Origin of the sequence: Haemophilus sp. HMSC068C11 (assembly GCF_001815355.1) — a bacterium.
Lineage (GTDB): Bacteria > Pseudomonadota > Gammaproteobacteria > Enterobacterales > Pasteurellaceae > Haemophilus_D.
Map to the genome: position 1 here is coordinate 1 of NZ_KV820359.1, position 220 is coordinate 220.

Sequence of the window (220 nt, forward strand, 5' to 3'; positions counted from 1 at the left end):
GTCGCGAGTTCGAGCCTCGTTTCCCGCTCCAATTTGCCCGAGTGGTGGAATCGGTAGACACAAGGGATTTAAAATCCCTCGCCTTTCGAGGCGTGCCAGTTCAAGTCTGGCTTCGGGCACCATTTCAAAATCATACCAGTGGGTCGTTAGCTCAGTCGGTAGAGCAGCGGACTTTTAATCCGTTGGTCGAAGGTTCGAATCCTTCACGACCCACCACTTT

General features: G+C 52.7%; 2 tRNA genes. Both read left to right on the forward strand.

The annotated features are described in order from the left end of the window. Window positions 1-35: 35 nt before the first annotated feature. A tRNA-Leu gene (locus tag HMPREF3020_RS01760) sits at window positions 36-122 on the forward strand. A gap of 18 nt (window positions 123-140) precedes the next feature. After that, a tRNA-Lys gene (locus tag HMPREF3020_RS01765) sits at window positions 141-216 on the forward strand. The last annotated feature ends 4 nt before the right edge of the window (window positions 217-220 follow it).